This is a genomic window from Bacteroides sp. HF-162 (genome assembly GCF_015679285.1).
Lineage (GTDB): Bacteria > Bacteroidota > Bacteroidia > Bacteroidales > Bacteroidaceae > Bacteroides > Bacteroides uniformis.
On sequence record NZ_CP064937.1, the window covers coordinates 125,169 to 149,908 of the forward strand.

Genomic DNA, 24,740 nt, shown 5'->3' on the forward strand with positions numbered 1-24,740 from the left:
TTTGATACTATTGTTGTCTGAGGCGTTGTTTCTCCCGACGCCTTACGACTAAAATATCGACACAAAGCACCATCATCAGAGGAAGGATGAACCACAGCAACACATAGCCTATTGTTTGTAAGTCACTTTCCTGTTTCTGCTTGCCCAATTCCAACTTGTCCAGGCTATCGGTCAGCACATATTCATCAGGCAGCCGGTTGTCACTCCACTTATTCAAAATTGTTCCGTCCTTTACCAACAACAGACCAGGATTTGAACGGATAATGGTCTTCAGCGTAATATCATCTGTCTGGCAGAAAGGGTATTCTGCTCCAGTCTTGTCACGCCACAATTCTATCTCGTCTTCCGGAGATGAAGTCAAGGCATAAAAGCCATAACCATGCTCCACACTGTAATCGTATATTTCATTGATAAGGTCGATGTTACTGTCGTCCGCTCCTTCTATCCGATGGGCAACCAGCAGAAACGTATATCCTTTATCCGACAGTACGCTGTCCGTTATATCTTCCCATGTATCCAGACTCATCATGGAAAAATCATGAATGGGAGGTTCATAACCTTTTTCCTTCAGTATCGTATGTGATTCTACAAACGTCCATGTACTGTCCGGATAGTTGTCCAATGTAAATTCCTGACGCTTTCCTCCTTTTTCCAAAATGAACCGGCTTTCAAACACGCTTGGTTTAGCACCTTCCGGAATTTCCATGCCCTCCTTGATATTCGCTCCAATTCTGTAAGGTCGGAAATCAAGTATCGGCAAATTCTCCAGGCAATAGAAGGACAACGCAAACACAAATAGAAACGTATACATGGAAATCATCCACTCCATCTTCGGAGTAATGAAACGTACCAGTAAATCCTGCCACTTGAATACAGATACTGCCGCCACCAACAAGACTACGTTCTTGCCGAAAGTCTGCCAATTGGTCAATATCCACGCATCACCGAAACATCCGCAGTCAGATACCGGATTCGCCAAAGCCAAATAAAGTGTTAGCGGAGTCATTACAGCCATCAGCAATAACGCCAATGCAGATGCCACCTTCCGGCGTATACCCAAAAACAAGAAAACACCTACACTAAACTCTATGGCAGACAACACTATCCCTACCAGCAAAGGTGCATAAGAAGGAAACCAGGAAATCATGCCGAAAGCCGTCAAGTAATCTTGAATTTTATAGAAGAAGCCCAACGGATCAACGGCTTTCACAAATCCGGAAAATATGAACAAAGCCCCCAACAGAAAACGGCAGAGGTTCACCCAAACTTTCCTGATAATATGTTTCTTGTCAATCTCCAAATTCAATCTTAATTAAACCAAATACAGAATAGTTAATCATATCCATATAATTGGCATCAATACCTTCCGAAACCAAAGTCGCTCCGGACAAGCTTTCAATCTGCTTTGTCCGATAAATCTTCATCAATATCAAATCCGTATACGAACTGATACGCATACTGCGCCAAGCCTCATCATAGTCATGATTTTTGGCAAGCATCAACTCCAAAGAGGTTTTGGCATATTTATCATACAGCACCAATGCCTCTTCATTGGTCATATCGGCAGCCTCGGCATATCCAAGCTCCAACTGTATCAGCCCTACAATTCCGTAGTTGACAATAGCTATGAATTCAGAACGGATGCCTTCATCTACCAAAGTCACTCCTTTCGTTTCAATGCTTCTGATGCGGTTAGCTTTGATGAATATCTGGTCTGTCACAGAAGACGGACGAAGAATGCGCCACGCCGGACCGTAATCATGAAGTTTTTTGGAGAACAAGTCACGGCAAACCGCAATGACATGTTCAAACTGTTGCTTGGTATCTTTCATTTCCTTGCTTGTTTATGCTGGAATACAGCCTATTTTCACAGTGCGCTGCAAAGATAGGAATAATTAAAGAAAAAGAAAAAGAGGGCACTCTAAAATCTATTAAAGTACCCTCTTCTATAGAGATTGTTTACGTTTTTATGAGCAGCGTAATACTTGTCCCGGTCTCAGGATTGTTTTACGCGTAATTCTGTTCAGCTTGCAGAGCTTGTCTACAGAGGTTCCCTGACGGGCGGCAATCCTGCCCAATGTATCTCCCTTCTTCACCTTATAGAACAGACCTTCACCCGATGCCATGCTACGCGCCGTACCGGAAGAGCCTTTTGTCTTATGGAAAGTATAGGAATCAGCTACGATATCCTGCTTTTCAAAATCAAACATAAGCGCAGGATTGATGGGAATACCCAAGAAACGGGTTTCAAAGTGAAGGTGTGAACCGGTAGAACGTCCGGTATTTCCTCCCAATGCAATCGGTTCGCCAGCTTTTACCAACTGGTTTGTATCAACTAATTGTTTAGACAAGTGTCCGTAAACGGTTTCCAAACCATTGTCGTGACGAATAACGACGTATTTGCCGTATCCACGACGACCTTGATTCTTGACAACGCGTACTTTTCCATCAAAAGCCGCACGGATTGTATCGCCTACATACACCTTGATATCCAAACCATAATGAGCTCTTCTTCTCCGGGGACGGTAACCGAATACATCTGTGATACGGGTATTGGGAGTAGGCATACAGAAACCGGTCAAATCAAATGTATAGCTCTCAGGCACAATCGCATTGCCATAGGCTTGTACGAATTCGTTGTTCCAGTTGGGATACAAATCTAAACCCGGATACAATGATTGTTCCGCACGTATCTGTTTTTGCAAAGCCAGTGAATCTACACTCTTAAGTTTTCTGTCGACGGGGGCTTGGCGGGCAATCAAGTCCTGCGAGAAAGAATTCAAGCTAACCATTGCCGTCGCAGCCAATAAAGCAGTTTTTATCCAATTAAAATTCATCCGTTTCGTCATTCATTTTGATATCCGTTGCAAGCATCTCGGCAAATCAAACACCACTTGTTCTACGCGAATATCCAGATTGATTTTCAAAAATTCTCTCAAAGGTAACATTTCTCTCTGAAAAACGACATCAGTCATTAACTATTTTTTCGAAGAGGAGGAAAATGTAAAGCTCGCAAAGATGTCTTAATCCCCTATAGATAGGAGACTTACAAGCAAACATGTTTTACAACATAAAATGTAATAAAAGTGCATGTTTAACCGTTTTTTAGCTAATGGCAGCCCAATTAACGTTCGTTTTTCTCAACGCTTTCAGTTGTCGCCACAAGACCTCGTTCTCAGGCAACATGCCATGTGGATCTGTATCCACCACCGTTTGCGCTACTTCACGGACATATTGCAGCAGTTGTCCGTCACGGGCTATATCGGCAATCTTCAGATCGAAAGCAATGCCGCTCTGCTGTGTCCCTTCCAAATCTCCAGGACCACGCAGTTTCAAGTCTGCTTCCGCTATTTCAAAGCCATCATTAGTCCGCACCATTATCTCCAAACGCTTCCTTGTATCCTCTGCCAACTTGTAGCCGGTAACCAGGATACAATAGGACTGGTCAGCTCCACGTCCTACACGTCCCCGAAGTTGATGAAGCTGGGACAGCCCGAAACGCTCGGCGTTCTCAATCACCATCACCGAAGCATTGGGCACATTTACACCTACCTCAATCACGGTGGTAGCCACCATTATCTGTGCCTCGCCGGATACGAACAATTGCATCTGAGCATCCTTTTCAGCAGGTTTCATCTTTCCATGTACCTTGCAAACCCTACACTCGGGAAACTCTTCACAAACATGCAGATACCCTTCTTCAAGGTTCTTTAAGTCAATCTTTTCGCTTTCCTTAATCAGCGGGTAGACAATATAGACCTGCCGGCCTTCGGCAATCTGCTTATGCATGGACTGATATAAACTTATCCGACGGCTATCAAACTGATGAAGAGTGACAATCGGTTTACGTCCGGGAGGCAATTCATCGATAACAGACACATCCAGGTCGCCATAAAGCGTCATTGCCAATGTACGGGGAATCGGGGTTGCCGTCATCACCAATACATGGGGAGGTTGTACATTCTTTGTCCACAAGCGTGCCCGTTGGGCCACACCGAAACGATGCTGCTCGTCAATCACAACCAAACCGAGCGAAGCAAAATTCACCGTATCTTCAATAACGGCATGGGTACCTATTAAGACATGTATGTCTCCCGTCAACAAACCGGCAAGGATAGCTTCGCGCCGCTTGCCCTTGACAGAACCGGTCAACAGCTCCACACGTACCTCCATTCCATACAGCAGCTCACGGATGGTTTCATAGTGCTGATTTGCCAAGATCTCGGTAGGTGCCATCATGCATGCCTGAAAACCATTATCAAGCGCCATCAACATACTCATCAGTGCGACAAGCGTCTTTCCACTTCCCACATCCCCTTGCAACAAGCGGTTCATCTGCTTTCCTGAGCCTACATCCTTACGGATTTCCTTCAACACCCGCTTCTGTGCGTTGGTCAACTCAAAAGGAAGATTACGGGAGTAGAAGGTATTGAACACTTCGCCCACCCTTTCAAAAATATAACCGCGATATTTCCGCTGACGGTCTTTTGCATACCTCAGGATATTCAACTGTACGTAAAAGAGCTCCTCAAACTTCAGCCGATACTCTGCCTTACGCAATAAATCCGGATTAGCGGGAAAGTGTATATTGACCAAAGCTTCCGTCAACGGCATCAGATGATGCTCGGCAAGTATAGCGGGAGAAAGGGTCTCGGGCAACGGCTCACGCAACTGCTGCACCACCGTATTCATCATCTTCTCGATGGCATGCGAATTGAGAGAACTCCGTTTCATCTTTTCAGTCGTATTATAATAAGGTTGTAACCCCATGGACGACAATTTCAAATCCGAAGCAGAGTCTATATCCGGATGAGCCATATTGATTCTACCATTGAAGAAGGTCGGTTTTCCGAACACAATATATTCCTGATGCACTTTATACTTCCCAACCAAATATTTGATGCCCTGGAACCAAACCAAGTCCACCACCCCCGTACCGTCCGAGAAATGAGCAATCAACCTGCGCTGGCGCCCTTCTCCAGCCGTCTCAAAACTTAGTATTTCACCTTTCAGCTGAATATAGGGCATTGTCCCATCGATCTCCTGAATATAATAAATCCGACTGCGGTCTACATATTTATATGGAAAGTAATATAGCAAATCGTGCAAGGAATAAATGCCCAATTCCTTATTGAGCACCGAAGCACGCTGCGGCCCGACGCCCGACAAATATTTTATGTCACGCGTGGCTAAATCGAACATGAACCTATCAGAGCTGTGGCTATTTTTAAATCAAAAGGAGTGGTTATTTTAATGTTTTCCCGATTTCCCGGCGTCAAAAAGACAGATACGCCCAATGCCTCCACCACAGAAGCATCATCGGTAAAATGGGGTGCATAAGGCTGCTCGTATGCCGCTTTCAGCAGTTTCGCATCAAAAACCTGGGGAGTCTGCACCAATCTATAATCATCCCTGCCGACAGTCACACTGCCTTTCCCTTCCATACGGCGAACGGTCTCCACCACACCGATTACCGGAATTACGGCCTTTTTTTCGGCCGCCAAGTCATAACAGCGTGCAATCACTTCCCGGGCCACGAACGGACGCACCCCATCGTGCACACCGACCAAAGCTGGTGTCTTGACCAAAGCCAAACCGTTCTTTACAGAGTGGAACCGCGTCTCCCCTCCATCTGCAATGGCATGCGGCAATGAAAAACGGTACTCCCTGCACAGCAGCCTCCAGTAATCCTGCTGGCTGTGGGGAAGCACCAATATTATCCGTATCTCAGCATTGTAGTCATAAAACGCCTCCAGAGTGCGCATCAAAACAGGTTTCCCCCCTATCGGGAGAAACTGTTTGGGGAGTTCGGTCCCCATGCGCAAGCCCTTACCACCGGCAACAATCAGAGCATACTGAACCATTTATGATTTATGATTTATGATTTATGATTTATGATTTATGATTTAAAATCATAAATCCGTTACACACATGGCTTCTTTCAGTTCCTGCACTTTCTCTTTGCCTTGCAACAGCTCCACTACGGCCAATGCAAACTCCATGGCAGCGCCCGGTCCTTTACCAGTGATGATATTGCCGTCTCTTTCTACCGGAGCACCCGTACATTCGGCACCTTCCAAATACTGTTCAAAGCCGGGATAGCAAGTAGCCTTCTTGCCTTTCAGCAATCCCAGCTTACCCAATACCATAGGAGCCGCACAAATAGCAGCAATCGGTTTCTGCTCTTGGGCAAAACGCAGTAACAGATTACGCAGTTCTCCACACTTCTCCAAAGTGGACGCACCCGGCATACCGCCAGGCAATAATACAAGCTCTGCATCAAAGAAGTCGCAGTTCACTACATTCTTATCGCACAAGACCGGAACATCGTGTGCTCCCGTCACTATTTCATCAGGGGTTACCGTCACCATTTCTACGTTCAGTCCGGCGCGTCTCATCACATCCACAGAAGTAAAAGCTTCTATTTCTTCAAATCCGTCAGCAAAAAAGACATAAACTGTACCCATAATTGTTCCTCCTCTTATTTTAGATTAAAATAATACGTTATTGTTCCCGTCTGATTGTTCAAGCCGCTTACCGCATTGAAACGGGCTTTCTTGGCAGCATCCTCCGCCGCTTTCCGCAATGCGGGATTGACGGTATTGGTCTGGCGGTTGATGCTGGTTGCTATCACATGTCCGGCAGGGTTCACTGTGATGGTCACCACAACCCTACCTTCATCCTGCACATTATATACCGGCCGCGGCAATCCGCCCTCACCAAGAGAACGTCCGCCCAAATCAAACGAGCCGTAGCCTCCCGTACCCGAAGTGGCTCCGGACGGAGCATTTCCCGTAGGACTTCCTTGAATACCTTCGCCTTCCGTATCGCCTTTACTACCCATTTGGGCACCTTTGCCAAAAGCGCCAGCTACCCGTTTACGGGCAGCTTCCTCGGCTTCCTTACGTTCCCGTTCGGCTTTTGCCGCTGCCAGTTTGCGAGCCTCTTCCGCTTTTTCGGCTTCCGTCTTTTCCGGTTTCTTCACCTCCTTCTTTTTCTTGGGTTCGGCTTTAGGCTTTATGGCAACGGTTTCTTCAGTTTCCTGCGTAATGATGTCCTGCTCCACCGTTTCCTGTACCTGAGGAGCGGTTTCCTCCGGCATGACATCCACCTTTACTAAAGAAGGGTCGGCAGCGCCCAGTGCATCGGGCACCTCTCCCAGCATAACGGGTACACCGCCTTCTTCCGAGGGTTCCGGCAGTGTGAATCCTACCAGTATCAGAAGGGCAATAATGGCAACATGCACCACAAGTGCACCTGCCATACCTATATATTTTCCTTTCTTCCGATTCACCATTGCATTTACAATTTAGCCATGTACAATGTACGATTTAGTTTTCCGGTGGTCGTGTAGCCAGCACCATCTTGAATTTATTCTCGTTTGCAATGTTCAGCACCTTCACGATTTCCCGGTAAGGCACTGTTTCGTCAGCATACAAAGCTATATACATTTCAGGCTCCCTCTCCGCACACGATTGTAGGAAAGGAGTCAATTCTTCAAGCGTCAGAGACAGTTCCTTGTCATTGCCAAAAGCAGCATAATAATTCAGATTCTTATCTATGATAACTCTTGTCAAAGGCTTCGCAGAAGTCTGTTGCTTTCCCTGCGGCAGCAGTACCTTGATAGCATTGGGCGATACCATGGTAGATGTTATCATAAAGAAAATCAGCAGCAGGAAAATCAGGTCCGTCATGGACGCCATACTGAAATTGGGTGATATTTTAGCTCTACGTTTTAACACGCCTTTAAGTTTTAATTCTTAATTCTTTAATTAATCATTTCGCCGGTTCGTTCAACAAATCCATGAATGCCATTGTCTTGGCTTCCATCTTATTGACCACGCCATCTATCAATGTCACCAGGTAATTGTAGGCAAACATAGCTATGATACCGACTATCAAACCGCCCACCGTAGTAATCATCGCCTCATAAATACCACCGGAAAGCAACGTTATATCAATATTATTTCCGGCATTTGCCATTTGCCAAAACGCACGTACCATACCCGTCACCGTGCCAAGGAAGCCTAGCATAGGAGCGCCACCGGAAATCGTGGCCATAATCGTCATTCCCTTCTCCAGTTTGGCAACCTCAATATTACCCACATTCTCGATGGCAGCCTGCACATCGTTCACCGGGCGTCCCAAACGGCTGATACCCTTTTCAATCATACGGGCCGAGGGAGTATCCACACTGCGACAATAAGCAATGGCAGCTTTCAATTCCCCACCCAAAATATAATCCTTTATTTTATCCATGAACTGAGGGTCTTCTTTCCCCGCCTTCCGGATAACATAATTACGTTCAAACAAGATGTAAAAGCAAAGTACGGACATCAAGCCCAGGACAACCATAATCCAGCCGCCCTTGACGGCCATGCTCCATAAATTCATTTCGTCGGAAGCGTTTACTTGTGTCAGTACCGGATTGGCACCTGCAATAGAGTCAGTCAGTGCCGGAGCCACTTGGGCCAATAACAACATTACATTCATCAGCGAAGACAGTTTTTATATTCCTTGACCGTACGCTCCAATCCCAGATACAACGCGTCACTAATCAGCGCATGCCCGATGGACACCTCGTCCAGCCACGGAATGTTTTGATAAAAATAATTCAGATTCACCAGGCTCAGATCATGTCCGGCATTCAGCCCCAGACCTAAGCTGCGGGCCACCTTGGCAGCCTCGACAAAAGGAGCTACAGCCGCTTCCCGTCCTTTGGGATAAGCCGTAGCATAAGGTTCCGTATATAGCTCCACGCGGTCGGCACCGGCTTTGGCAGCATATTCTATCATTTCGGCATCGGTGGAAACAAATACGGAAGTACGGATACCAGCATTGTTGAACTCATCCAACACTTCGTTCAAGAAGTCAAAATGGGTCTTGGTATCCCAGCCTGCGTTTGAAGTCAGCTGTGTAGGGCTGTCGGGCACCAAAGTTACCTGATGCGGTTTCACCTTCAAGACCAAATCCATAAATTCGGGTGCAGGATACCCCTCGATATTGAACTCTGTCCGCAGCAACGGCCGCAAATCATATACATCCTTACGGCGGATATGCCTCTCGTCAGGACGGGGATGCACCGTAATGCCATCAGCACCAAAGTCTTCACAATCCAGCGCTACCTTCACAACATTCGGGACATCACCTCCACGGGCATTGCGCAGCGTTGCCACCTTATTTATATTAACGCTTAATCTAGTCATAATTCGGTTTATAGTTTGGGACAAAAGTACAAATAATAGTTATATATTGGCAGCATTCTGAGAAAAAAATAGCATCTTTGCACTTCAATCCAACAGAATTGATTATGAAATTTGCCATATTCGGAAATACCTACCAAGCAAAGAAATCCTCGCATGCAGAAAACCTCTTCCGGTTGCTCAGACAGCATAATGCACAGCTCTGCATCTGCCGGGAATTCCATCACTTCCTGACTGCCGATTTACATTTAAACATACCTGACGCCGAATTGTTTGACGGAAATGATTTCTGTGCCGACATGGTTATCAGCATCGGTGGCGACGGCACTTTCCTGAAAGCAGCCAGCCGTGTAGGAAAGAAGAATATCCCCATATTGGGCATCAATACCGGCCGGCTGGGTTTCCTTGCCGACATCTCACCGGAAGAGATGGAAGAGACCTTCGATGAAATCTACAACAATCACTATAAGGTAGAAGAGCGTAGTGTACTGCAACTGAGGTGCGACGATGAACGCTTGATGCAATCCCCTTACGCCCTCAATGAGATAGCCGTATTGAAGCGGGACAGTTCGTCCATGATCAGTATCCACGCCGCCATCAATGGCGCTCCGTTGACCACTTATCAAGCTGACGGCCTGGTTATCTCCACACCTACCGGTTCCACCGCCTACTCACTCAGCGTCGGCGGTCCGGTCATCGTGCCCCACAGTAAAACCATCGCCATCACCCCGGTGGCTCCACACAGCCTTAACGTCCGTCCCATCGTCATTTGTGACGACTGGGAAATTACACTTGATGTGGAAAGCCGCAGCCATAACTTCTTGGTTGCCATCGACGGCCGTAGCGAGTCCTGCAAAGAAACGACCCGATTGCATATCTCACGCGCCGACTATAGCATAAAGGTAGTCAAGCGGTACAACCACATCTTTTTTGATACGCTTCGTAATAAACTGATGTGGGGGGCAGATATCAGATAAGCCTATATCACTTCCCAAAATTCTTATTCGTATCCACTGCGAAATGAGCGCAATGATATTCCGGCAATTTGTCGCATTTTATTAAGGACGAAATGAAAGTCTATAACAACCTGATTATCAACACCATTAAACACAACACATTCAATATACTACTGAACCTTATTCAATATACGACTGAATGGCATTCACTATACGACAGAATTAGGTTCAGAATACGACTCTATTCAGGCCCACACTATTTGTAAACAATACAGATTATTATTCAGCCCTTGTTTCGGCTGGGAATAGATGAAAACGACATACCGAAATGAGATACCTACCACCTGTAGCCGATAACTGATTCAACACGCGACAGAAGAATAAAACAAGTCCAGACGTAGAAGCAATAAGAATGTATATTTTCAACCAAAAGCTTTTAAATTTGATTTAACATCCGGGTGTTCTCACAGACATCATCCGGATGTTTAGGGGTTACAGTCGTAATGTGAAAGGGGCTAAGTCCCTATATGTCGGGAACTCAGTCATATACTCTTGCAGATAGAACACTGACGTGAGAAAACTTTAAAAAACATGAATCCGACGAATCAACAGAGCGTCTGAATTCGTCGGACTCACGTTAAATAATCTGAGTTCTATATAAAAATCAGCGCTTTAACAACTCATCTCTTTTGTTGCAACCCCTTCAGCAAGTGGTCCACCGCCGCTTTCAGCTGTGCATCTTCTCCCTTCAAAACAGCTTCCGGCTCATTATAAACCAAGATGTCCGGCTGTAAAGTCCGGTTCTCCAGATAGTTACCCTGCATATCCACACAACCTACCTGCGGAATACCGAATACAATACTTGGATCAATCTGGCTTTCCCACCAGACAGCAGTCATGGTTCCTGCCACTGGAGCACCTATCAGCTTACCGATACCCAACGTCTTGTACACAAAAGGAGTACCGTGGGCATTGCTGTAATTATCCTCGCAAACCAACATACACGAAGGTTTCAGCCATCTATCAAAAGGATCGCTGCCGATGTACTGGCCGCGCGGCACAAAGCGTTCATACTCCTTGCCGCTAAGTAACGTCGCTACTTGTTCGTGCAGCCATCCGCCTCCGTTATGGCGGGTATCCACCACAACAGCCTCTTTCTTACGACTGCTTTCGCTCAACAAATCGGAGTAAATCTTACGGAAGCTCGGACTATCCATACCTTTGATGTGAATATAAGCAATGCGCCCACCGGAATATTCATCCACCTTCTTGCGACAGTTTTCCACCCAGCGCTTATACAACAGCTCATTCTGGGCACCGTAAGATATGGGCTTCAAGGTTTCTTCAAACCGCTTTCCGGTAACAGGATTATAGACCGAGAGAATCACCTTGCGGCCTGTCTTACCTTCGAGTAACGGGAAATAATCAGCGCCAGCCTTAATGGCAACACCATCCACTTTCTCGATAATACAGCCCGGCTTGACATCCGTCTTTTTCTTCGTCAATGGACTCTGAGCTATAATTTCTTTAATCTTCAGTCCATCGCCCGCATAAGCTTCATCATAGAACACTCCCAAAGCTGCCGTAGGAAGTGCTGCGCCCGAAGCATAATAACGCGCTCCCGTATGAGAACCGTTCAATTCACCCAGCATCTCACTCAGCATTTCCACAAAATCGTAGTTATTGTTGATATAAGGCAAGAAGCGCTTATAAGTTTCTTTGTATCCATTCCAGTCCGTACCTTGCAAGTCTGCCACATAGAACTTATCATTTACCTGCTGCCAGATGTGGTCGAAGATATATTCACGCTCACCGTAAGGACGGTAATCGAAGAAAGCCTCAAATTCAATTGGAGAAATCTTGCTGCCTTCAATCTCTATCTTCTTCATTCCGTCGCGGGCACAAAGGAAGATATTCTTCCCTTCCTTGTCAGGCTGCAAAGCGCCTGCACCTACTTTCTTCAAAAGAACTTTTGTAACATTCTCTTTCAGATTGTGCTCCCAAAGATCGTACCCATCCTCAAAAACAGACAGATAATAGAGTTTATCCCCTTTAGCAGAAAGCATGGCATCTGCCATATGCGAGGAATTGACGGTCAGGCGTACAATACGGTCAAAGCGGTTTGCGAGATCGAACTTCAACGGCTCTACCTTTTTCTCCTTATCTTTGTCGGCATCCTCTTTTTTCTTCTTGGCATCCTTTTCGTCTTTCTTCCCGGCTTTTTCCTTCTCTGCCTTCTCCACTTCCTCAAGCAAAGTGGTTTCTTCCTTGTTCATCAAGAAACGGTCGTATGCTTCAGCATCAAAGAACATGATATAAGTATCGTCTTCGGCTCCCCAACTGCCGTGGCTGCGATACCCCGCACGGTCACTGGTCCAAATCATGGCTTTTCCGTCCAATACCCATTTGGCATTGCCATCGTTGTATCCGCTTTCGGTCAGGTTCACCATTTCACCCTTACCATCGGCATTCAGCAGCACAACATCTTTGTTGTTCCATCCACCTACACCGATATAGTCCGAAAGAATCCATTTGCTGTCCGGACTCCACTGGAACCACTGGTCACCGTCCGAATAAGAGTATTGGTACTTGCCATCCATAACGGTACGCACAGCCTTCGTCTTCAGATTGATGACACGGATGGCGCTACGGTTTTCGAGAAAAGCAATCTCTTTACCGTCGGGGCTGTATTGGGGTTGGAAAGAAGCGGCATCCGAGTTTGTCAGGCGTTCTTCCTTCAGCTCTGTGGCATAGGTAAACAGCTTCTCGTCCTTACGCACAATCGTCGAAGTGTAAAGTTGCCAAAGCCCGCCGCGTTCGGAAGCATAAACCAGTGTCCGCCCATCGGGGGCAAAGTCTACGGTACGTTCCTGACAAGGAGTATTCGTTATCTGCTTCGTAGTCTTATATTCCACTGAAGTGACGTAGACATCGCCGCGCAAAACGAAAGCCACTTCCTTACCATCCGGAGACACTGCCATTTCCGTGGCACCGCTACTCTTAATCTGGCGGATAATGTCCTTGTCGTTTCTGTCGGAAACAATGCTGATGTTCACCTTTTGCGCTTCTCCACCGGGAAGCAGGGTGTAAATCTCACCATCAAATCCATAGCACAACCTTCCGTCCGTAGCGGCACTGAGATAGCGTACCGGATTTTTGGTATAGTGCGTCAACTGCACGGCCTTCGCATCTCCGGGAGTACGTCGGTAGATATTGAAAGAGCCGTTTTCCTCACTCAGATAGTAGAATGTTTTTCCATCAGGAGCCCAAACCGGTTCACGGTCTTCTCCTCCGAAAGTGGTCAGCTGGCGGTACTGCGGTTCTTTTCCTGGAGTATACATCCAGATGTCACGAGCAATGGGCGATACGTGATGTTTACGCCAGTAGTCCTCGTAACCTTTCTTATCCTGATACAACATCGCTCCCTCCTTATTGATGGAGATGCACTCCATAGGCATGGACGAAATCATCGTCGGGCGCCCTCCCTCCACTGATACTCGATAGACCTGGTTGAACTGCCCGTTAGAGGGAAAGACAACAGCCTCAGCAGACGGCATGATGCCCGCAGAGAACAAGATATGTCCGGCATCTGTAAAAGCAAGCGGTGTTTCGCTTCCCGAGTGGGTAGTCAGCCGTCGTGGTTCGCCTCCGTCTTTGGACACAATGTAGACGTCCAGGCTTCCCATACGGTCTGAAGCAAAAGCAACCTGCTTACTGTCCGGACTCCATACCGGATCCGTATCATATGCAGGATTGGTAGTTATCTGCATGGCACGTCCACCGGTAACCGGCACCGTATAAATATCTCCCTTATACGTAAAAGCAATGGTGGTCCCATCGGGAGAGATAACACTATGACGAATCCAGAGCGGAGCATCTTGCGCAAAAGTAAAACCTGCCAGGCAAGCGGCAGCAATACCTAATAGTAGTTTTTTCATAATGATTCTTTTTGGGGGATAAAAAAAGCCTCACGTCTTTTCCTTGTCAGAAAAAGTCCGTGAGGCTTGCTTATTTCTCTTTAAGTTACCCTCAATTAGAGAGCTCCTACTTCCTTCAAAGCAGCATTTGTCTTGTGAACGGCAGCAGCGCTGGCAGCAAATTTAGCTTTTTCGTCAGCAGTCAGTTCCAGTTCAACGATTTTCTCGATACCGTTCTTGCCAAGGATTACGGGAACACCGATACAGATGTCTGATTCACCGTATTCTCCTTCCAGATATACTGAACAAGGAATCATCTTCTTCTGGTTGTGGATGATAGACTCAACTACATAAGCGCCTGCCGCACCCGGAGCATACCATGCAGAAGTACCCAGCAACTTAGTCAGTGTAGCACCGCCTACCATGGTAGAAGCTACTACTTCGTTCAGTTTTTCTTCGCTCAGCAGTGTGCTTACCGGCTGTCCTTTGTAAGTAGCCAGACGAGCCAACGGAATCATGGTAGTATCACCGTGACCACCGATAACCATGCCTTCTACTTCGTTGGCGTTGCAGCCCAAAGCCTGAGACAAGAAATATTTGAAACGAGAGCTGTCCAAAGCACCACCCATACCGATGATACGGTTCTTCGGCAAGCCCAAAGACTTCAATGACAGATAGGTCATGGTATCCATCGGATTAGAAATAACCACGAGGATAGCATTCGGAGAATATTTCAAGATGTTCTGTGCAACCGACTTAACGATACCTGCATTAACACCGATCAATTCTTCACGAGTCATACCCGGCTTACGGGGAATACCGGAAGTAATCACTACAACGTCGGAGTTGGCAGTCTTCTCATAATCGTTGGTACAACCTACAACAGTGGTGTCGAAGCCCAGCAGTTGAGCAGTCTGCATCATATCCATTGCCTTACCTTCTGAAACGCCTTCTTTCACGTCCAGCATTACCACTTCGTCAGCCACTTCATTAAAGGCCAACACATTAGCGCATGTAGCACCTACGTTACCTGCACCTACTACGGTTACTTTTGACATAATTTCTAAAGTTTTTTGTTTATAAGTATTCTTTAAAGATGATACAAAAGTACAGCGAACTTCGTAATTAGAGAAATATTTCCGTAATAATTTTAGTTAAATACACATTTAGCCAACGATTAGTGGACGATGATTAATGATTAATGATTAATTTTGCGGACGATTAGTGAACGTAAGACGAATAATCAGTCACCAACCATTAATCACTTAACCATTAATTATTATCAAAAATGGCAGTTAAGAAGAATACACTTCTCATCGTGGCAGGCAGCCTCCTTATCTTATTATTAATAGGAGTTACCATTCTGCTGATTTCCGAAAAGCAAACCAACAAGGAACTGGTGATGGAATTCAATCTGGATAAAGAAGACCTTGAAAATCAATACACAGACTTCGCCAGACAATATGACGAACTGAAGTTGACCGTCTCCAACGACTCCCTCTCCGTACTTTTGGAGCAGGAACAACTGAAGACCCAACGTTTATTGGAAGAACTCCGCACCGTGAAGAGCAGCAATGCCACCGAGATACGCCGTCTGAAGAAGGAACTGACCTCTCTCCGCAAAGTCATGATAGGCTATATCAACCAGATTGACTCGCTGAACCGCCTGACTGCCCAACAGAAGGAAATCATAGCCGATGTCACCCAAAAGTACAACGCCGCTTCCCGGCAAATCAGCAACTTGTCCGAAGAAAAGAAGAACCTGACCAAGACAGTGACGCTTGCCGCACAACTGGACGCCACCAACATCTCTGTGCAGCCCACCAACAAACGCGGCAAGACTGCCAAGAAAGTGAAAGACATCGTGAAGTTCAAAATAAACTTCTCCATCGTGAAAAACATCACTGCAGAAACCGGCGAACGCACCCTCTACATCCGCATCACCAAACCGGACAATGACGTGCTGACCAAAAGTCCCTCAAACACCTTCCCATACGAGAACCGGGAACTGGTATATTCCATCAAGAAGTATATAGAATACAACGGAGAAGAGCAAACCGTCACCGTATATTGGGATGTAGAAGAATACCTCTATGCAGGTACCTACCGCGTAGACATTTTTACTGACGGCACCCTTATCGGTTCACAATCATTCAACTTGAATTAATACATTTTTCAGACAAGTAAGAACAAAAGAGCATAAAACATGCGGCATACTACTGATTTCGTAACGCTGCAAAATGTGTTCTTTTGTTCTTATGCCTAAAAAAATTTCTAAATTATTTTGCAATATCATTGAAAGCCTATACATTTGCATCGTTGTTTATGCAATTATTGTTGTTGTATAAGTAACCGATTCATCACCTTAATTAATGTATAGCCCAATGAAAAAGTTCTTCTGTTTCATCTGTTTGGCATACCTGTCCTTCCCCGTGAAGGCCCAGGAAGCATTGAGCTTGGATAGTTGCCGTGCATTGGCAATTTCCAACAACAAAGAACTGCTGATAAGCCAAGAAAAAATCAACGCTGCACATTATCAAAAAAAGGCGGCATTCACCAATTACCTTCCCAACATTTCGGCCACCGGTGGATATATGCGCAGCCAAAAAGAGTTGTCTATCCTCAGTGATGCCCAAAAAGGGGCCTTGTCCGGATTGGGTACAAACCTCAGCGGCCCCTTGCAACAAGCCGCCCAAGTCATAGCGCAGCTTCATCCTGAAATAGCGGGGAAACTGCCGGCTTTAGGACAAAGCCTGGTAGGTGCCCTCGACGGTGCAGGCCAATCCTTGGTTGACGCCTTTCGTACAGACACCCGCAACATGTATGCGGGCGCACTGACCTTGACCCAACCCCTATATATGGGCGGCAAGATACGTGCCTACAATAAAATCACCAAATACGCCGAAGAGCTGGCCCGCCAGCAGCACAACACCGGTATGCAGGAAGTAATCCTGAGTACAGACCAGGCATATTGGCAGGTAGTATCCCTTGCCCATAAAAAGAAGCTGGCAGAAGGTTATCTGAAACTACTGCAGAAACTCGACAGCGACGTCGACAAAATGATTGCCCAAGGCGTTGCCACCAAAGCAGACGGACTCTCCATCAAAGTAAAAGTGAATGAAGCCGAAATGACTCTGACCAAAGTAACCGATGGCTTGAGCCTTGCCCGGATGCTGCTGTGCCAACTGTGTGGTCTTGACCTTTCCACTCCTATCATGCTCGCAGACGAACAGAAGGAAGACCTGGCCCCCACAACTCTGAAAAACGGTGCCATCGACATCAACAACGTTTATGCCACTCGCCCCGAAGTACGCAGCCTGGAACTTGCCACACGGATTTACAAGCAAAAAGTAAATGTCACCCGTTCGGAATATCTTCCTTCCATAGCACTAATGGGCAGCTATATGGCAACCAACCCTTCCGTCTTCAATAGTTTTGAGAAGAAGTTCAAAGGAATGTGGAACGTGGGTGTCATGGTATCGGTACCCATCTGGCACTGGGGCGAAGGCATCTATAAAGTAAAAGCAGCCAAATCGGAAGCACGCATCGCCCAATACCAGTTGGATGACGCCAAAGAAAAGATAGAGCTGCAGGTCAACCAGTCTGCTTTCCAAGTGAACGAAGCTGCCAAAAAACTGACCATGGCCGAAAAGAACCTGGAAAAAGCCAACGAGAACCTGAGATACGCCACACTCGGCTTTGAGGAAGGCGTTATACCCGCCAGCAATGTACTCGAAGCGCATACCGCATGGCTTTCTGCTCAATCGGAAAAGATAGACGCACAGATTGACGTAAAACTGACGGAAATCTATCTGAGAAAGGCAACGGGGGAATTGACAATTGATAATTGATCGTTTCTTCAATCATAAATTGTAAATAGTAAATAATATGTTAGATACAAAATCACAAAACAGCAACATGTTGTTGGCATTCCTCACACTGACGGGAGTTATTGCCATCGTTGCCCTTGTAGGTTTCTTCATGTTGCGTAAAGGGCCGGAGATTGTGCAAGGACAAGCAGAAGTAACGGAGTATCGAGTATCGAGCAAAGTGCCGGGACGTATTCTGGAATTTCGTGTAAAAGAGGGACAAAGCGTACAAGCCGGAGACACCCTTGCCATTTTGGAGGCTCCGGACGTGCAGGCCAAACTGGAACAAGCACGCGCCGCCGAATCGGCAGCCCAGGCCCAGAACGAAAAAGCTTTGAAAGGCGCCCGTCGGGAACAGATACAAGCTGCCTATGAAATGTGGCAAAAGGCACTGGCCGGACTGGAGATTGCCGAAAAATCCTACACGCGTGTGAAGAACCTGCACGACCAAGGCGTGATGTCTGCACAAAAGCTTGACGAAGTTACCGCCCAACGCAATGCAGCCCAGGCTACAGAGAAAGCCGCCAAAGCCCAGTATGATATGGCCAAGAACGGTGCGGAACGCGAGGACAAAGCCGCTGCCGCTGCCTTGGTGGAACGTGCTAAAGGAGCTGTGGCCGAAGTTGAATCGTACATCAAGGAAACTTACCTGATTGCACAGACTGCCGGTGAGGTATCCGAGATATTCCCCAAAGTAGGCGAGCTTGTGGGCACGGGTGCTCCCATTATGAACATCGCTATTCTGGATGACATGTGGGTAACCTTCAATGTACGCGAGGACTTGCTGCAAGGGTTGGGTATGAATACCGAATTCGAGGCGTTCATCCCTGCCCTCGATAGGAATATCTGCCTGAAAGTGTACTACATGAAAGACCTCGGCACATATGCCGCTTGGAAAGCGACCAAGACTACCGGCCAGTTCGACCTGAAAACATTCGAAGTAAAAGCCGCTCCGCAAGAGAAGGTGGAAGGACTGCGTCCGGGAATGAGTGTGATATTGGAGAAATAAAAGGAGTTATGAGTTATTGGGGAGGATGATGGAAAGAGATAAGAAACATACGGCTTTGTGGAATGTAGCAAGACGCGAATGCCGCCGTCTTGTTTCCCGCCCGCTCTATCTGTTCTGTATGGTGATAGCACCGTTGTTCTGCTACATATTCTTCACCACGCTGATGGACTCCGGGCTTCCTACGGACATGCCCGTAGGTGTGGTAGACCAGGACATGAGTGCCACTTCACGCCAGCTGATACGTAACTTGGACGCTTTTGAGCAGACAGCCGTCGTGGCTCGCTATCCCAATATCAACGAAGCCCGCACCGCCATGCAGCGCGGAGAGATTTACGGCTTCTTCTATATACCCGAAGGCACCTCCGCCAAGGCGCAGGCGCAACGGCAGCCCAAACTCTCGTTCTACACCAACAACACACTACTCATTGCCGGCTCACTGCTCTTCAAAGATATGAAGATGATGAGCGAACTGGCATCGGGAGCCGCCGCCCGCACCGCCCTCTATGCCAAAGGCGCTACCGAGGAGCAAGCGATGGCCTTCCTCCAGCCCATCGTCATAGATACGCATCCACTCAATAACCCGTGGCTGAACTACTCCGTATATCTGTGCAACACCTTTGCACCGGGTGTACTGATGCTGCTTATCTTCATGGTGACCGTCTATTCCATCGGAGTTGAGATAAAAGACCGCACGGCCCGCGAATGGCTGCGCATGGGCAACAACTCCATCTGGATTTCCCTTATCGGCAAACTGCTGCCGCATACCGCCATCTTCTTCCTGATGGGAATATTATATAATGTATACCTCTACGGTTTCCTCCATTTTCCCTGCAACAGCGGCATCCTGCCGATGCTGCTTGCCACCCTTTGCCTGGTGCTGGCATCGCAAGGCATGGGAATATTGATGATAGGAACCCTGCCTACCCTGCGTCTGGGACTCAGTTTCGCTTCCCTATGGGGCGTACTCTCTTTCTCCATGTGCGGATTGTCATTCCCCGCCATGGGCATGCACCCCGTATTGCAGGCATTGGCAAATCTGTTCCCCCTGCGCCACTATTTCCTGATTTATGTGGACCAGGCACTGAATGGATACCCCATGATTTACTCGTGGGTCAACTACGTAGCGCTGCTTATTTTCATGATGCTCCCGTTCCTTATAGCCCATAGGCTGAAAGGAGCGTTGGTTTACTATAAATACATGCCCTAATGAAAGACCTGACGTTCAGACAGAAAATGATACAAGGCATTCATGACTTGTTCTATATATGGAAACGGGAATTCGGTACAACCTTCCGCGACCAGGGCGTGCTCATCTTCTTCGTGCTCGTTCCGTTGGTCTATCCGTTGATATATGCTTTCATCTATACCAACGAAACCATCCACGAAGTGCCCACTGTCGTGGTGGATGACTCACGCTCCTCGTTGAGCCGCGAATACCTGCGGAAAGTGGACTCCAGTCCCGAAGTGAGCCTCGTGAGCTACTGCGCCGATATGGAAGAAGCCAAACTGATGTTGAAAGACCGCAGGGCATACGGCATTATCTACATCCCCTCCAGCTTCAGCGACGACATTGTACGCGGTAAGCAGACGCAGGTCAGTATCTTCTGCGACATGAGCGGACTGCTGTATTACAAAGCCTTGCTGACCGCCAACACCAACGTGTCGCTCGCCATGAACGCAGACATCAAAGTGGAGCGAAGCGCCAATACCACCGACCGCCAGGACAAGATTACCGCCTACCCGATAGAGTATGAGGATGTCGCCCTCTATAATCCGACCAACGGATTTGCCGCTTTCCTGATTCCGGCAGTATTGGTATTGATTATCCAGCAAACGCTGCTACTCGGCATCGGCTTGTCTGCCGGGACGGCACGCGAACAGAACCGCTTCCGCGACCTGGTGCCTATCAACCGCCACTACAACGGCACACTACGCATTGTGATGGGAAAAGGGCTGAGCTACTTCATGGTATATTCACTGGTATCGGTATATATACTGTGTGTGGTTCCATGGCTTTTCAGCCTCAACCAAATAGCGATACCCGGTGTCCTGACTCTGTTCACCCTGCCCTACCTGGCCGCTTGTATTTTCTTTGCCATGACAGCATCCATTGCCATCCGCAACCGCGAAACGTGCATGCTGCTGTTCGTGTTCACCTCAGTGCCGCTGCTGTTCCTCTCCGGCATTTCGTGGCCGGGAGCCGCCATGCCTGCTTTCTGGAAGTACTTCTCGTACATCTTCCCTTCTACCTTCGGCATCAACGGCTACGTACGCATCAACAGTATGGGAGCCACACTCAATGAAGTCTCTTTCGAGTATCAGGCACTATGGATACAAACGGGCTTCTACTTCATCACCACGTGTCTGGTATATCGCTGGCAGATATTGCAGAGCAGGAAACATGTAATTGAAGAGTATAAGAAGCATAAGAGTATAGAAGCGTAACACATCGTTCCAAGCCTACGAAACAAAGTGTTCACATACGTTTGAACACTTTGTTTCAGCGTATCAGAACAATTTGTTCCAATATATAAAAACAGTTTGTTCGCCATATTGAAACAGTCTGTTCCCTTATAGGAAACAGACTGTTTTGTTAAAGGAAACAAATAGTTGCCCTACAGCATCGGCAAGGCAGCAAACAGACAAACGGGGCTGTAATACCTAATTACGGTCGCATGTGTTTCTCTAATATTGGGTAAAGTATCTAAGCATACCTCATAAAGCCCAAATCGGTAAAATGAATGCCGTCTACCGTAGCCTCCCCGTCGTGGCCAATAATGTCACGGGAAGAAAGGAAATAGATGTTTTTCTCTCCACGTTGCTTCAAAGAACGAAAAAAGGCATTCAATGTCTCATTCTTGTCCTTCACCTCCTTGGCAATCCTGGTGTCAAAAGGAGAGTGGGTAAAGAGAGGGTCTTCCACGAAAAGAACAGGCGTATCGGGATGCTTGCTGCGAATAATGGTATAGAATTTATCGGCACGCTCTCTCATTTGCTCCACGGTAGCATTGGGCACAAAGTCGAGGACAAACATAGAAGCGTCCACACCGGCTATGACATCGGCAATCTCCAGGTCGAGCAAGGCATTGCCGCTAAAGCCCAGATTGATACACTCACGATTGAGCCAACGTTCCAGAATATTGGTATGTGCCATGCCGGGACGGGAAGCGCAGCCTCCCTGCAAGATGCTGGTACCATAGAATACTACCGGCTTCTCACGTTTCGGCAAGTCCACTGCCGGTGGAGTGATGGCAGATAGGAAATCCACTCCGATGGAAAGCGAGGTAACCCCGTCATATAAAGAAAGGTACAAAAGGTATTCGCGCTCCTCGGGCAATATATTGCTTACGATAGTCGCCTTGCTGACCTTGCCCTACGGACGACCGCTACCGGCAAATATCCATTTGCCGTCTTGCAGGCAGTAGAGGTCGAGGCCTTTAATACCGGTAGGCGTCATGTGGTTCATACTCATATTGTTCCTTACTTCCCATTTGGCGGAAATGCTTGTAGAGTTGGAACGGAAGCGCACGGCAAGTCCGGCACTGTTGCGGCCCAAGTCCCACAAAGGCTTGCGGGAGATGTTCTGCAGAGAGTCCGGCAGACGCTCATAGCGGGTAAGGGTAGATTCTGTTGCTTTGCCCAAAAGGGGGAAGGCGGAAGCATCATGATAGACAGTCTGTGCATCGGCAACAGCAGCCAACAACAAGCCCATCAGAAGAATTCTGGTTTTCATATGACAAGATATTAAGTGTTAAGTATCAGACGGCAAAGATACAAGGTTTCTTTGAAAAACGAAGAAATGGAAGCATTTTACATCAATTAACTCCCACGTGCTTGTTTCTTTACGAAACATTCGTATTTTCGCAAAAAACAATTCATATGAAACACATCCATTTCCTCTTAGCAGGCTTCCTACTGTGCATCTGCTGTACCCTGCAAGCCAAAAACCGTGTGATTGACCAACCACCGTTCATCGTAAGAAACACGACTTCCATCGAAGTGAGCAAAGTAGTCATCAGTGACACGGCAACCGTGCTCCACATCTATGCCAAGTATCGTCCCAAGTACTGGATACAGATTGCACCCGACAGCTACCTGACAGACAATAACGGAGAAACCTACCAACTGCGTTCCGGCATAGGCATCACACCAGGCAAGGAATTTTGGATGCCCGAATCGGGCGAAGCGGAATTCCAACTGGTCTTTCCTCCCCTATCCGACAATGCTACCTCCTTCGACTTCACCGAAGGCGAAAAGGTGGAAAACGGATTCAGCATCTGGGGAATACAGCTGAAAAGCAAGAAACTGCCGGAATTGGCACTTCCCCAAAACGCCGTAGTGCACAAAACCGACCCTAATGCCGAACTTCCCGAACCGGTCATCCAATATGGAAAAGCCATGCTGAAAGGGAAACTCCTGGATTCACGCCCCAATATGGCAATGCCAATCAGTATTGCCGTGTGGGAGAATATCAAAGGAGACATCATGGACATACCACTCGACATCCAGCCTGACGGCAGTTTCACCAAAGAAGTAACGTTGCCCGGCACTACCCCATGTACCATGTATCTGGGTAGAGAACATATGCTCCAGTTCTTCATGGAACCGGGCAAGACAACAGAAATATACGTCAATCTACGCGAAGCTTCCCGACGCAAGTCTAAATTCCACAGCAAGGGGAAACCCTATGGAGAAATGGTATACATCAACGGGCCTCTAGAAACCGTGGCACAAGAGTTGAACGGAAACCACCCCGACATCAACATGCAAGACAAGCTCTATCAAAACATAGCTGCACTGGCTGGCAAGGATATTGATGCAGCCAAAACATACGTACTCCAAATATCCGGCGAAACACAAGAAGCAATAGACAAGTTGCCTTACAGTGTTTCTACCCGACAACTTCTGACCATCAATAACAAACTGACTACGAATGCCATGCTGTCTTCCGTTGCCAGCATCTTGACATCGGCTGCCCTACAAGCCAATCTCATCAAACGGGAGGAAGCAAACAACTACTATCAGGAACTTTCCCGGAAAGTGCCCTCCAACTACGTGTCCGACGAGGACATGAGCATATTGAATGTACCGCAGGCAGTCTTGTCCAACCAGTATGTACAAATGGCTCCAAGAAATGTAGAACGGAGCGAGGAACTGGCCAAAGCATGGGGAACAGATAAAGGCATCTTCTTCGATATAGCCCGTAATGTCACCCTCTACCGGGGTATCAAGAACTTCACCCCACTCACCGACGAGCAAAAGGCAACCGTTGCCGCCATGCCCGCCGCATACCGCGAAATGCTGACTGCCGCCAATGACGAGTTGCTTGCACAGCTCGAAGCCAACAAGAAAAAGACGGGTTACACCATCAACCAAGTGGATACCAACGTCAACAACGAAGAGTTGTTTACTTCCATCATCAGCAAATTCAAAGGAAAAGTATTGTTAGTAGATTTCTGGGCCACCTGGTGCGGTCCATGCCGTATGGCAAACAAGATGATGGTCCCCATGAAGGAGGAACTGAAAGGTAAGGACATTGTATATCTGTACATCACCGGTGAAACCTCCCCCTTGAAGACCTGGGAGAATATGATTCCCGACATCCACGGCGAACACTTCCGCCTGACAGATACCCAATGGAAATACCTCTCGGACGCATTCAAGATAGAAGGGGTACCGACTTATCTGATTGTAGACCGAGAAGGAAACACCACGTTCAGGCAAACTGGTTTCCCGGGAGTGGAAAAGATGAAGGAGGAATTATTGAAAGTTACTAAATGACAAAC

19 protein-coding genes and 1 pseudogene are annotated in these 24,740 nt (G+C 47.3%); 7 read left to right on the plus strand and 13 right to left on the minus strand.

Annotation, left to right across the window (positions count from 1 at the left end; genetic code table 11):
* Positions 1-7: 7 nt before the first annotated feature.
* The 10 genes from ITJ87_RS00520 to ITJ87_RS00565 all read right to left on the minus strand — a co-directional run bounded on the left by ITJ87_RS00520 (position 8) and on the right by ITJ87_RS00565 (position 9,206).
* Positions 8-1,300 (minus strand): BT_3928 family protein, encoded by a 1,293-nt coding sequence (locus tag ITJ87_RS00520; protein WP_117965205.1) that lies wholly within the window; start codon positions 1,298-1,300, stop codon positions 8-10.
* The gene (locus ITJ87_RS00525) at positions 1,290-1,832 is read right to left on the minus strand and encodes a DUF1599 domain-containing protein (RefSeq protein ID WP_005833349.1); all 543 of its coding nucleotides are present in this window, start codon (positions 1,830-1,832) and stop codon (positions 1,290-1,292) included. The genes ITJ87_RS00520 and ITJ87_RS00525 overlap by 11 nt, the downstream gene beginning before the upstream one ends.
* Before the next feature lie 135 nt (positions 1,833-1,967).
* Positions 1,968-2,837 (minus strand): M23 family metallopeptidase, encoded by an 870-nt coding sequence (locus ITJ87_RS00530; RefSeq protein ID WP_117965248.1) that lies wholly within the window; start codon positions 2,835-2,837, stop codon positions 1,968-1,970.
* A gap of 268 nt (positions 2,838-3,105) precedes the next feature.
* Complete coding sequence (gene recG, locus ITJ87_RS00535) at positions 3,106-5,202, minus strand: ATP-dependent DNA helicase RecG (RefSeq protein WP_117965203.1); 2,097 nt, start codon at positions 5,200-5,202, stop codon at positions 3,106-3,108.
* The gene (locus ITJ87_RS00540) at positions 5,190-5,864 is read right to left on the minus strand and encodes a 2-C-methyl-D-erythritol 4-phosphate cytidylyltransferase (RefSeq protein WP_117965201.1); all 675 of its coding nucleotides are present in this window, start codon (positions 5,862-5,864) and stop codon (positions 5,190-5,192) included. Before ITJ87_RS00540 ends, recG begins: the two co-directional genes overlap by 13 nt.
* A gap of 48 nt (positions 5,865-5,912) precedes the next feature.
* The gene (locus tag ITJ87_RS00545) at positions 5,913-6,467 is read right to left on the minus strand and encodes a DJ-1 family glyoxalase III (RefSeq protein ID WP_117965199.1); all 555 of its coding nucleotides are present in this window, start codon (positions 6,465-6,467) and stop codon (positions 5,913-5,915) included.
* 14 nt (positions 6,468-6,481) lie between these two features.
* Positions 6,482-7,297, minus strand: a complete 816-nt coding sequence (locus ITJ87_RS00550; RefSeq protein WP_117965198.1) for a TonB family protein — start codon at positions 7,295-7,297, stop codon at positions 6,482-6,484.
* A gap of 34 nt (positions 7,298-7,331) precedes the next feature.
* Entirely contained in the window at positions 7,332-7,742 is a 411-nt protein-coding gene (locus tag ITJ87_RS00555) for a biopolymer transporter ExbD (RefSeq protein ID WP_005833355.1), read from the minus strand.
* 34 nt (positions 7,743-7,776) lie between these two features.
* Positions 7,777-8,493, minus strand: coding sequence for a MotA/TolQ/ExbB proton channel family protein (locus ITJ87_RS00560; RefSeq protein WP_005829951.1), 717 nt, complete (start codon positions 8,491-8,493; stop codon positions 7,777-7,779).
* On the minus strand, positions 8,493-9,206 hold the full coding sequence (locus ITJ87_RS00565; protein WP_005829949.1) for a pyridoxine 5'-phosphate synthase: 714 nt from the start codon (positions 9,204-9,206) through the stop codon (positions 8,493-8,495). The genes ITJ87_RS00560 and ITJ87_RS00565 overlap by 1 nt, the downstream gene beginning before the upstream one ends.
* A 104-nt stretch (positions 9,207-9,310) precedes the next feature.
* On the opposite strand from ITJ87_RS00565, the gene ITJ87_RS00570 reads away from it, so the two are divergent.
* A complete protein-coding gene (locus ITJ87_RS00570) occupies positions 9,311-10,180 on the plus strand; it encodes an NAD kinase (protein WP_117965246.1) in 870 nt (289 codons plus the stop codon).
* A gap of 659 nt (positions 10,181-10,839) precedes the next feature.
* Here ITJ87_RS00570 and ITJ87_RS00575 read toward each other — a convergent pair.
* Entirely contained in the window at positions 10,840-14,097 is a 3,258-nt protein-coding gene (locus ITJ87_RS00575) for a S41 family peptidase (RefSeq protein ID WP_117965194.1), read from the minus strand.
* Positions 14,098-14,192: 95 nt separating this feature from the next.
* Positions 14,193-15,134, minus strand: a complete 942-nt coding sequence (gene mdh / locus ITJ87_RS00580) for a malate dehydrogenase (RefSeq protein ID WP_005829779.1) — start codon at positions 15,132-15,134, stop codon at positions 14,193-14,195.
* A gap of 230 nt (positions 15,135-15,364) precedes the next feature.
* Here mdh and ITJ87_RS00585 point away from each other — a divergent pair, with 230 nt between their 5' ends.
* From ITJ87_RS00585 to ITJ87_RS00605, 5 genes are all read left to right on the plus strand, one after another.
* Positions 15,365-16,243 (plus strand): hypothetical protein, encoded by an 879-nt coding sequence (locus ITJ87_RS00585; protein WP_117965192.1) that lies wholly within the window; start codon positions 15,365-15,367, stop codon positions 16,241-16,243.
* Positions 16,244-16,460: 217 nt separating this feature from the next.
* On the plus strand, positions 16,461-17,927 hold the full coding sequence (locus ITJ87_RS00590) for a TolC family protein (protein WP_117974254.1): 1,467 nt from the start codon (positions 16,461-16,463) through the stop codon (positions 17,925-17,927).
* Between the two features lie 37 nt (positions 17,928-17,964).
* Positions 17,965-18,954: an HlyD family secretion protein gene (locus ITJ87_RS00595; RefSeq protein ID WP_117965188.1), complete on the plus strand. Its 990-nt coding sequence runs from the start codon at positions 17,965-17,967 to the stop codon at positions 18,952-18,954.
* Between the two features lie 28 nt (positions 18,955-18,982).
* Positions 18,983-20,161, plus strand: coding sequence for an ABC transporter permease (locus ITJ87_RS00600; protein ID WP_117965244.1), 1,179 nt, complete (start codon positions 18,983-18,985; stop codon positions 20,159-20,161).
* Positions 20,161-21,399 carry an ABC transporter permease gene (locus ITJ87_RS00605; protein ID WP_117965187.1) on the plus strand — a complete coding sequence of 413 codons (1,239 nt, stop codon included), beginning with the start codon at positions 20,161-20,163 and terminating at the stop codon, positions 21,397-21,399. The genes ITJ87_RS00600 and ITJ87_RS00605 overlap by 1 nt, the downstream gene beginning before the upstream one ends.
* Positions 21,400-21,658: 259 nt before the next feature.
* Here ITJ87_RS00605 and ITJ87_RS00610 read toward each other — a convergent pair.
* A pseudogene (locus tag ITJ87_RS00610) lies at positions 21,659-22,687 on the minus strand (SGNH/GDSL hydrolase family protein).
* Positions 22,688-22,833: 146 nt separating this feature from the next.
* On the opposite strand from ITJ87_RS00610, the gene ITJ87_RS00615 reads away from it, so the two are divergent.
* Positions 22,834-24,735: a TlpA disulfide reductase family protein gene (locus ITJ87_RS00615; protein WP_117965185.1), complete on the plus strand. Its 1,902-nt coding sequence runs from the start codon at positions 22,834-22,836 to the stop codon at positions 24,733-24,735.
* Positions 24,736-24,740: the final 5 nt, after the last annotated feature.